The sequence below is a fragment of the Aquitalea sp. ASV11 genome, assembly GCF_016429185.1.
In the GTDB taxonomy this organism is placed as follows: Bacteria; Pseudomonadota; Gammaproteobacteria; order Burkholderiales; family Chromobacteriaceae; genus Aquitalea; species Aquitalea pelogenes.
On sequence record NZ_JAELUD010000047.1, the window covers coordinates 24,417 to 33,953 of the forward strand.

The 9,537-nt window shown below is 58.9% G+C and carries 9 protein-coding genes; 5 read left to right on the top strand and 4 right to left on the bottom strand.

The window, feature by feature from the left end; genetic code table 11:
* The first annotated feature begins 300 nt into the window (after positions 1-300).
* Positions 301-1,626, top strand: a complete 1,326-nt coding sequence (locus JHD62_RS14650) for a citrate-proton symporter (RefSeq protein WP_199103539.1) — start codon at positions 301-303, stop codon at positions 1,624-1,626.
* Between the two features lie 145 nt (positions 1,627-1,771).
* Positions 1,772-3,241 (top strand): amidase, encoded by a 1,470-nt coding sequence (locus JHD62_RS14655; protein ID WP_199103541.1) that lies wholly within the window; start codon positions 1,772-1,774, stop codon positions 3,239-3,241.
* 67 nt (positions 3,242-3,308) lie between these two features.
* Here JHD62_RS14655 and JHD62_RS14660 read toward each other — a convergent pair whose 3' ends face one another.
* From JHD62_RS14660 to JHD62_RS14675, 4 genes are read right to left on the bottom strand one after another with little or no spacing between them, the layout of a single operon-like run.
* Positions 3,309-3,881: a YceI family protein gene (locus JHD62_RS14660; protein ID WP_045846784.1), complete on the bottom strand. Its 573-nt coding sequence runs from the start codon at positions 3,879-3,881 to the stop codon at positions 3,309-3,311.
* A 21-nt stretch (positions 3,882-3,902) separates the two neighbouring features.
* Positions 3,903-4,454: a YceI family protein gene (locus JHD62_RS14665; RefSeq protein ID WP_233160963.1), complete on the bottom strand. Its 552-nt coding sequence runs from the start codon at positions 4,452-4,454 to the stop codon at positions 3,903-3,905.
* Positions 4,455-4,480: 26 nt separating this feature from the next.
* Positions 4,481-5,026 (bottom strand): cytochrome b, encoded by a 546-nt coding sequence (locus JHD62_RS14670; RefSeq protein WP_199103545.1) that lies wholly within the window; start codon positions 5,024-5,026, stop codon positions 4,481-4,483.
* Positions 5,013-5,573 carry a MarR family winged helix-turn-helix transcriptional regulator gene (locus JHD62_RS14675; protein WP_370541067.1) on the bottom strand — a complete coding sequence of 187 codons (561 nt, stop codon included), beginning with the start codon at positions 5,571-5,573 and terminating at the stop codon, positions 5,013-5,015. Before JHD62_RS14675 ends, JHD62_RS14670 begins: the two co-directional genes overlap by 14 nt.
* A 139-nt stretch (positions 5,574-5,712) precedes the next feature.
* Between JHD62_RS14675 and moaA the strand changes: the two genes are divergently transcribed.
* The 3 genes from moaA to ligA form a co-directional block, all read left to right on the top strand.
* Entirely contained in the window at positions 5,713-6,693 is a 981-nt protein-coding gene (gene moaA, locus JHD62_RS14680; protein ID WP_199103547.1) for a GTP 3',8-cyclase MoaA, read from the top strand.
* A 96-nt stretch (positions 6,694-6,789) separates the two neighbouring features.
* Positions 6,790-7,977, top strand: coding sequence for a cell division protein ZipA C-terminal FtsZ-binding domain-containing protein (locus JHD62_RS14685; protein ID WP_045846789.1), 1,188 nt, complete (start codon positions 6,790-6,792; stop codon positions 7,975-7,977).
* A 55-nt stretch (positions 7,978-8,032) separates the two neighbouring features.
* Positions 8,033-9,537: NAD-dependent DNA ligase LigA (gene ligA, locus JHD62_RS14690; RefSeq protein WP_199103548.1), on the top strand; the 1,505-nt coding region annotated here is incomplete at its 3' end.

The window sequence follows — 9,537 nt, forward strand, 5'->3', positions numbered from 1 at the left end:
CTGATTCTTCCTGTTCTTGCTACCGGCTACTGCCGGTGCGCGCAGTCCCTGAAATGGTGCTCGCCAATCAGGCGAGTCCACATCTGTTTGTTTTCAATATCAATCCCTTGCTGACCATTCCTGCCTGATTTGCAGTCAGTCCGCTTGCGCATGGCTGCTCTGGGCTTGGCAGATAGGCCAGTAGCATACGATTTGATCCCTCTCTACCTTGCAGGACTGTTTCGTCCGCTTGTTCCTGTTCGATGCTTGTGCGCTGTCGGCCTGGAGCAATAGTCCAATCAGCTGGCTGGAGGTGGCAAGGTGAACAGTACGCATAAACCGGTTTCCCGCAAACGACAGATTCTTGCCGCCGTTATCGGTAATACGCTGGAGTGGTATGACTTCATTGTCTACGGCTTCATGACCAGCATCATTTCCAAACTGTTTTTCCCGGCAGATGGCAATGAATTCATTTCCTTGCTGATGGCAACCGCCACTTTCGGGGTCGGCTTCTTCATGCGGCCAGTCGGTGGGGTGCTGCTGGGCATCTATGCCGATCGCAAAGGCCGCAAGGCCGCCATGCAACTGATCATGGCCATCATGGCGCTGGTTTCGCTGCTGATCGCCTGCGCGCCACCCTATGCTGCAATCGGCATTGCCGCACCCTTTCTCATCGTGCTGGCCCGCTTGCTGCAGGGTTTTGCCACCGGCGGCGAATACGCCAGCGCTACGGCATTTCTGGTTGAAGCGGCTCCACCGCATCAACGTGGCTTGTATGGTTCCTGGCAACTGGTTGGCCAGATGCTGGCCATTCTGGGCGGCGCAGGAATGGGGGCCTTGATTACCCACAATCTGGATCAGGGCCAACTGGAGAACTGGGGCTGGCGGCTGCCTTTTGTCGTGGGGCTGCTGATTGCCCCGGTGGGCTTGTGGATACGCCGCTACATGGATGAAACCGAGGCGTTCGTCGATGCCGCACAAGCCGGGAGCAGCGATGAAGCCCCCAGCATGCCGGCTGCCTTGCAGCAGAATCGTCGTCAGATCCTGCTCACCATCGGACTCACCATACCCGGAACCGCTGCTTTCTATGTATTGCTGGTGAACATGCCAGCTTATGCGCATCGCCAGTTCGGCTTGCCGCTGGATCAGGTGTTTTCCATTCAGATGCTGGTTGTCGCCTGGATGACAGTGCTGATTCCGCTGTCTGGTGCCCTGTCGGATCGCATCGGGCGCCGCCCATTGCTGCTTTGGCCTTATGTCGGCTTGCTATTGGCGGTCTATCCCGGCTTTTCCTGGTTGGCAGCCGCACCCGGAATCGAGCGTTTGTTTCTGGTTCAACTGCTGTTCTGCACCTTGCTGGGCCTGAGTTTTGGCCCGGCGCCCACGGCGGTTTCGGAGTTATTTCCGGTCAAGGTGCGTTCTACCGGGGTTTCCATCGGCTACAACCTGGCCGTGATGCTCTTTGGCGGATTTGCGCCATTCATCGTTACCTGGCTGTCCGGCGCCACCGGTTCACCCATTGCCCCTGTTTACTATCTGTTGTTTTCCACAGCCTTGGGTGTGGTGGCCTGCTACTACCTGCCAAAAGCAGAGGCCGGGACGCAGCCACGGCCAGACGCTATTCCTGTTGGCCAGCATCCGTCCTGACACTGCGTGTGCGAGGCCCATCCGGCATATCGGGCTGTACCGCGATCATGGCGTTGCGCTGTTTGCTATTCGCAGTTGATGTGTAGCCCTCGGTCGTCGCTTTCTGCGGTTTAACTGCATTTGCATCTATCTTTCAGGAGTTTTCATGCTGGCCTGTACATCCTCTCTCAATCCGATCGTGGCGCTGGATGCATTGGAATTGTCAGATGCCATCCATCAGCGCCACTATTCCTGCATCGAGGTCATGCAGGCTTATCTGTCCCATATCGCCTTGCTCAATCCCCGGGTCAACGCGCTGGTGTCCTTGCAGGCTGAAGAGGACTTGCTGCAACAGGCTGCACACTGTGATGCCGAACTGCATGCCGGCAAGTCGCGTGGCTGGATGCACGGCATGCCACAAGCCATCAAGGACCTGTCCGCCACGCAGGGCATCCCCACCACCATGGGTTCGCGCTTGTATCAGAATCATGTTCCTGCAGCGGACAGCATCATGGTGGCGCGCATGCGTAGCGCTGGTGCCATTGTCATCGGCAAGAGCAATACGCCCGAGTTCGGTGCCGGTTCGCATACTTATAATGCCGTGTTCGGCGCCACTGGTAATGCCTACGATCCTGGTCGCTGCGCCGGAGGCAGTAGTGGTGGCGCTGCGGTAGCCCTGGCCTTGCGCATGCTACCCGTGGCCGATGGCAGCGACATGATGGGTTCCCTGCGAAATCCTGCGGCATTCAACAATGTATTCGGCTTTCGCCCCAGCTGGGGAGCGGTGCCACTAGGCCCGTCTCCGGAGTTGTTCTTGCAGCAACTGGCTACCGAAGGTTCGATGGGACGCAATGTTCCGGACATCCTTGCCTTGTTACGCACCCAGATGGGGCCGGATCCGCGCGCACCGCTGTCCTCCGCCCGGACCTTGCACGAGCAGGCGTTGGGGCGTGATTTCCGTGCTTGTCGCCTGGGCTGGCTGGGAGACTGGAATGGTTATTTGCCGATGGAGCAGGGTGTGTTGTCGCAATGTGAGTCTGTGCTGCCCGATTTCACCGCGCTGGGTTGTTCCGTGGAGGCCTGCACTATCGATTTTGATCCATCCAGCTTGTGGGAAAGCTGGGAGGTGCACCGCCACTGGCTGATGGCTGGCAGCCTGTATGCCGATTATCAGGACCCGGCACGCCGTTGCCAGCTCAAGCCTGAATTGCTGTGGGAGATAGAAGGCGGTTTGCAGTTGACTGCGCTGGATGTCTACCGCGCATCCCGTATCCGCAGCGACTGGTATCGCGCCGTGCTGCGTATGTTCGAGAACTACGACTTCCTGCTTTTGCCCAGTGCCCAGGTTTACCCCTTCGCACTGGAACAGCATTGGCCACGGATGATTGCCGGGCGAGCAATGAGCAGCTATCACCGCTGGATGGAGGTGGTGATTGGTCCCACCATGGCTGGTTTGCCGGTGATGAATGTACCGGTCGGCTTTGGCAGTCAGGGTTTGCCCATGGGCTTGCAGATCATCGGGCGGCCACATGACGACATGGCGGTGTTGCAGCTGGCACATGCCTACGACCAGCAGCGGCAGTGGGTGTTGCGCTGTCTTCCACCACTCTTGCAGCAGTCGGCAGACGCTGTCTGAACGTACATTTGCTGGGCAAGAAAAAACCCGCCGTAGCGGGTTTTTTCCTTATGAGACCTGTTGCTGCTTACTGAGCCTTGACAGCTTCGATGGCTACTTTCAGGGTCACGTCGTCAGCAATGGCCGGCAGGAAGGTTTTCATGCCGAAATCGCTACGCTTGATGGTGGTTTCTGCGTTGGCACCATAGGTTTCCTGGCCGCTCATCGGGTTCTTGCCGCCGCCGAAGTTGGTAACGGTCAGGGTAACCGGCTTGGTTACGCCCAGAATGGTCAGGTTGCCATTCACGGCAGTCAGCTTGTCACCGGCAAACTTCAGGTCGGTCGACTTGAAGGTGATGGTGGGGAACTGGGCCACGTTGAAGAAATCCTTGCTCTTCAGGTGGTTGTCACGGGCGGCCAGATAGGTTTGCAGGGAGTTGGTATCGATGGTGATATCAACAGCACCCTTCTTGGCTTCGGTATCCAGCACTACAGTGCCGGCGGCCTTGGTGAACACACCGGACTGTACCGAGAAACCCAGGTGGCGCACATCGTACTGGGCCACGGTGTGGGTCGGATCAACGCTATAGCTTACCGGAGCTGCAACGGCAGCACCTGCAATGGCAGAGAACACGGCAGCGAACAGGGCTTTCTTCATCATGACTTCAACTCTCCTGAGTGTTTATTTGCTGGCCGGAATGGCCACTTTGAACTTGATTTGCACTTCATCAGCCACTGTGCCGGTATCGGCCCAGTCGCCCTCACCAATCTTGTAAGCCAGGCGCGAAACCGGCAGTACACCTTCCACCACGGTCAGACCACCTTCCTGGCGTGCGGTGAACGGCGCAGTCACATCACGGGTATTGCCCTTGATGGTCAGCTTGCCCGTAACCTGCAATTTGCCACCACCCAGCGGCTTGATGCTGCTGCTGACAAAGCGCGCAGTGGGGAATTTGGCCACATTGAACCAGTCGGCTTTTTTGGACTCGCCCACGGCTTCTGCAGTGGGCAGGCTGATGCTGGCTGTGTCGATGGTGATGTCCGCCTTGCCTGCTTCAGGCTTTTTCAGGTCCAGCACCACATTGCCGCTGAACTTCTTGAAGCTGCCATTCACCGGAACATTCAGCTGTTTCATGGTGAAGTTGATCTGGCTCTTGCCGGCATCCAGTGCGGCGGCCTGGGTCAGCGGGGCGGCAACAATCAGGGCTGCTGCCATCAGTTTCAGTTGTTGCATGCGCATTCTTGCTCCAGTTAACGGTTTTATTGACGGGGGCCGCGCAGGCTCATGCGATAGAGCATGCCGTCCTTGTCCACCACATGATGTTTCACTGCTGCCAGTACATGGCCGACCACACAGGCTGCCATGAGCCAGTTAAGGGTTTCATGCACGGTTTTCAGCGTGGCGGCCAGTTGTTCGTCCTGTGCCACCAGATCCGGCAATGGCACCAGTTTGAACAGCACCACCGGGAAGCCATAGGCGGAGCTCATCAGCCAGCCGGTCAGCGGCACGGCAAACATCAGCAGGTAGAGAGCCAGGTGACCACCGTGTGCCAGCAAACGTTCCATGCTGTTCATATGGGCCGGCAGCGCCGGCGGGCGCTTGAACAAACGAACCAGTAGCCGCACGGCAACCAGGGCCAGAACCGAGATGCCAGCCCATTTGTGCCAGGCGATATATTTGAACTTGGCCGGGGAGAGCGGCATGTCGGACACCACCAGCCCCCAGATGAAGGTGGCAATGATCAGGCCGGCAATCAGCCAGTGCAGCAAAATGGCTGGCGGCGCGTAGCGTTCATTCGGTTTCATTTTTCTTTTGCTCCAGTACTTGGTTGAAGGCTGCGCGCAAGCGGGCCAGCTGCTGGCAAAGCTCAGTCATGTCGGCAGGCTCCAGCAACTCAAATGCAGGCTTCATGAATGCAAGATGAGCCGGAAAAACCTGCTGGAACAAAGCATCGCCCTGCGCTGTCAGAGCCACCATCACGCTGCGACGGTCCTGCTCCAGCGTGCAGCGGGTGACGATGCCCTTGTCGATCAAACGGTCAATGACACCCGTCAGCGTGCCCTTGGTAATCAGCGTTTTTTCCGACAGCTCCTTGCAGCTCATCCCGGGTGTATTCCCCAAGGTCGCCACAACGTCAAATTGTGGCGGGGTGAGATCCATCTGCCGGATGTGGAAGGCCGATAATTGTTCGAATGCCTGGTAAGTCCGGGCCAATTCACGAATGACAGACAGGGACAGCTCCTTGTTAGCATGAGGCATGATGCAACCTTTGTTTTGATCAGTATAGTTCTTGTTAGTACAAAATAACAAGCCATTCGAGAATAATTCTCGTCGTAGCAACAAAAACGCCACAGCTGCATCCCGGCGCAGATTGACTGTACTAAACGAAAATAATTCCTGATGACTGTCGGCAAGGAAAAGAAATCGCTATTCTGAATACTATCCGTTTGTGTGCAATCGGTTTAACACCCTACAACCCGGCAGCAACATCATGAACACTCTGCAGGATCGTTTTGGCCGCAGTATCGATTATCTCCGCCTGTCAGTGACCGACCGTTGCGACTTGCGCTGCAGTTATTGCATTCCCAAAGGATTCAAGGACTTCGAAGAACCGGAGCACTGGCTGACCTTTGAGGAAATCACCCGCGTGGTGGCCGCGTTTGTCCGTCTGGGTACGCGTCGGGTCCGCCTGACCGGAGGCGAGCCCCTGTTGCGGCGCAACCTGCCGCAGCTGGCGGCCAGCCTGGCTGCGCTGCCCGGGTTGCAGGACCTCTCGCTCAGTACCAATGCCACCCAGCTTGCGCGTCATGCGGAATCCTTGCATGCGGCGGGAGTCAACCGGGTGAATGTCAGTCTGGATTCCTTGCGCCGCGAATGCGTCAACAGCATCACCGGGCAGGACAGTCTGCCGCAGGTCATGGCTGGCCTGCAGGCTGCCAAGGCGGCGGGCCTCTCTCCGATCAAGATCAATATGGTCGCCATGAAAGGCATCAATGAGGCCGATATTGAAACCATGGTGGGTTTCTGTATCGAGCACGGCTTTATCCTGCGGCTGATTGAAGCCATGCCGATGGGCGATACCGGTCGCAACACCAGTTACCTGGATTTGCAGCCCGTACTGGAGCAACTGCGCCAGCGCTTTGACCTGCTACCGCAAAGCCTGGAGCTGGGCGGAGGTCCTGCCCGCTATTGGCGCAGTGCCGATGGTGCTTTCACCCTGGGGGTGATTACGCCGATATCCCAGCACTTCTGTGCAACTTGCAATCGGGTACGGCTGTCAGTAGATGGCACACTCTATATGTGCCTTGGCCAGGAAGAACGCTTCGCACTACGCCCGCTGTTACGGGCAGGGATCAGCGATGCCGGACTGGAAATGGCTATCCGGGAGGCGATCGAACTGAAACCCGAGCGCCACGAATTCCGCGAAAAGCCGGGCAAACTCATCCGTATCATGTCGATGACCGGCGGTTAAGCGCACAAACGCTGCAAGTTTGCGCCAGACATAGCCTGCACGGGCCCGCTTTCGTTATACTATTGGCAAATTATTCGCCTTAACGCGGACGGCCTAATGAGCGAATTGCAGATTGGTGTATTGATATTGGGCGTGGCAGTGATTGCCCTGGTGTTCGGATTCAATGTTTTTCAAGAGTGGCGCTTTCGCAAGAAGGCCAGCCAGGCTTTTGCGCGCCCTCATGACGACGTACTGCTGAATGTCCCTAAAAACAACGTGCGTGACGGTGTGCGTGCCGACCGTATGGAACCGGTGCTGGCTGACAGCGTCCATGTTCCGGCGGCATACGACGACGAACCATTCGAACCGGAAATTCCGGAAGATACCAGCCTGATCATGCCCGCAGCGGTCGAACGCCCGGTGCCGCAGCCCGAACCCATGCCCTTGCCCGCGCGTGATGACGAAGAGAATAGCGGCTTCGAATCGGCCGATCACCAGGCACTGGTCGCAGCCTTGCTTGACCCCTCGCTGGACTTCATCGCCGAGGTGGTTTTCCACGAGCCGCACGAACTGGCCGCCATGCCGCGTTTCAATGTAGGCAAGCGCACCCACATCATCGGCCGCACCGAAAAGGGCTTGTGGAAACCGGCCGAAGCAGTGCCGGGTACCCGCTACAAGCAGATCAACATCGGCATGCAGATGGTGGACCGCAGCGGTGCCGTCACCGAACCGGAACTGGCCGGCTTTTGCCAGCAGGTTTCCCGCTTTGCCGAAGAACACGATGCAGCAGTCAGCTTCCCGCAACGCCAGCAGAAGCTGGTGGCCGCGCGCGAACTGGACCGTTTCTGCGCCGATGTGGACGTGCTGATCGGCATCAACGTGGTGCCACGTGTGGCTGTGGAAGGCACCCGCCTGCGCAGCTTCGTCGAGGCCGGCGGCCTGCAGCTGGAGCCGGATGGCGCATTCCACTATCTGGCCGACTCCGGCAATACCCTGTATTCGCTGATGGCGGCAGACCAGATGCCCTTCACCTTCCATACCCTGCTGGACAAATCCTTCCCGGCGCTCACCCTGCTGTTCGACGTGCCGCGTGTCGCTGGCGGGGTGGATGTATTCGACCGCGCCGTGCTGTTTGCCAAGCAACTGGCTGCGGAGTTTGATGCCCAGCTGGTGGATGACAACCGCCGGGTGCTGTCCGATGTGGGGCTGGCCCGCATCCGTGACCAACTCGTCCATATTTACAGCAGCATGGATGACCGGGGCATTGCGCCGGGCAGCGTGGCTGCCCTCAGGTTGTTTGCCTGATACCCATTGCACGCAGGCCGGCTCATGCCGGCCTTTTTCTGTTTGAGACCACGTGATGAGTACCAACGATCTTGTTGCCCGTGCCAGCGACTTGCGTCAACTGCTGACGCGCTATGGCCACGAATACTATGTGCTGGATGCTCCCAGCGTCCCGGATGCCGAATACGACCGGCTGTTCCGTGAATTGCAAGCGCTGGAAGACGCCCACCCGGAACTGAAAACCCCCGACTCTCCCACCTTGCGGGTGGGGGGGGCGCCATTGCCGGCATTCAGCCAGGTCACCCACCGCGTGCCCATGCTGTCGCTGGGTAATGCCTTTTCCGACATGCAGGCCGCTGACTTTGACCTGCGCCATGCCGAGCTGATCCAGTTTGACGAGCGTATCCGCCGCGAGCTGGGCGAGCCGGTGATCCGCTATGCCACCGAGCCCAAGTTTGACGGTCTGGCCATCAGCCTGCTGTACCGTGACGGCGTGCTGGAGCAGGCGGCAACCCGTGGCGACGGGATTAGCGGCGAAAACGTGACGGAAAACATCCGCACCATTCAGTCCATTCCCCTGAAACTTGCCATCAGCCAGCCACCGGCCTTGCTGGAGGTGCGTGGTGAAGTGCTGATGTTCAAGCGGGACTTCGAACGCCTGAATGCCGAGCAACTGGCCCGTGGCGACAAGACCTTTGCCAACCCGCGCAATGCGGCGGCGGGCAGTCTGCGCCAGCTGGATTCCCGCATTACCGCCCAGCGCCGGCTGTCTTTTTTCGCCTATGCCATAGCCCAGGTGGAAGGTGCCAGCTGGCCCGCCACACATGCCGCAGAAATGGACTGGCTGCAGCAGCTGGGCTTTCCGGTGGTGGCGGCAGACTTGCGCCCGGTAGTGGAAGGTGCGGCAGGCCTGGCCAGCTATTACGAAACGGTCATGCAGCGCCGTCCGGCGCTGCCGTTCGAAATTGACGGCGTGGTGTACAAGGTGGATAGCCGCGCCTTGCAAGAGGAACTGGGCTTTGTGTCGCGCGCGCCGCGCTGGGCCATTGCCCACAAATTCCCGGCCGAAGAGGCCATCACCCTGGTGGAAGCCATCGAGGAGCAAGTGGGGCGCACCGGTGCCATCACCCCGGTAGCACGCTTGCAAGCGGTGTTTGTCGGTGGGGTGACGGTGACCAACGCCACCTTGCACAACGAAGACGAAGTGCGGCGCAAGGATGTACGCGTTGGCGACAGCGTCATCGTGCGCCGTGCCGGTGATGTGATTCCCGAAGTGGTGGCCGTGGTGCTGGAGCGCCGCCCGATGCGCCCGCAAGCCGGTGGCGACCTGTTCAGCCAGGGTGAAGAACCGCAGTACCCGGCCTATCGCCTGCCCAGCCATTGCCCGGTATGCGGCAGTCATGTGGTGCGCGAAGAAGGCGAAGCCATTGCCCGCTGTTCCGGCGGACTGTCCTGTCAGGCGCAGCGCAGCCAGGCTATCCAGCATTTTGCCGGCCGGCGCATGATGGATATCGATGGCCTGGGCGAGCGTTATATCGACAAGCTGGTGGAGTATGGCTATGTGCACAGCGTGGCGGACCT

What these genes read in the sequence shown, in the direction of transcription:
- JHD62_RS14670 (WP_199103545.1), bottom strand. Translation starts at nt 5,026, where the DNA reads ATGAAACCGAATGAACGCTACGCGCCGCCAGCCATTTTGCTGCACTGG.
- JHD62_RS14685 (WP_045846789.1), top strand. Translation starts at nt 6,790, where the DNA reads ATGAGCGAATTGCAGATTGGTGTATTGATATTGGGCGTGGCAGTGATT.
- moaA (WP_199103547.1), top strand. Translation starts at nt 5,713, where the DNA reads ATGAACACTCTGCAGGATCGTTTTGGCCGCAGTATCGATTATCTCCGC.
- JHD62_RS14665 (WP_233160963.1), bottom strand. Translation starts at nt 4,454, where the DNA reads ATGCAACAACTGAAACTGATGGCAGCAGCCCTGATTGTTGCCGCCCCG.
- JHD62_RS14660 (WP_045846784.1), bottom strand. Translation starts at nt 3,881, where the DNA reads ATGATGAAGAAAGCCCTGTTCGCTGCCGTGTTCTCTGCCATTGCAGGT.
- JHD62_RS14655 (WP_199103541.1), top strand. Translation starts at nt 1,772, where the DNA reads ATGCTGGCCTGTACATCCTCTCTCAATCCGATCGTGGCGCTGGATGCA.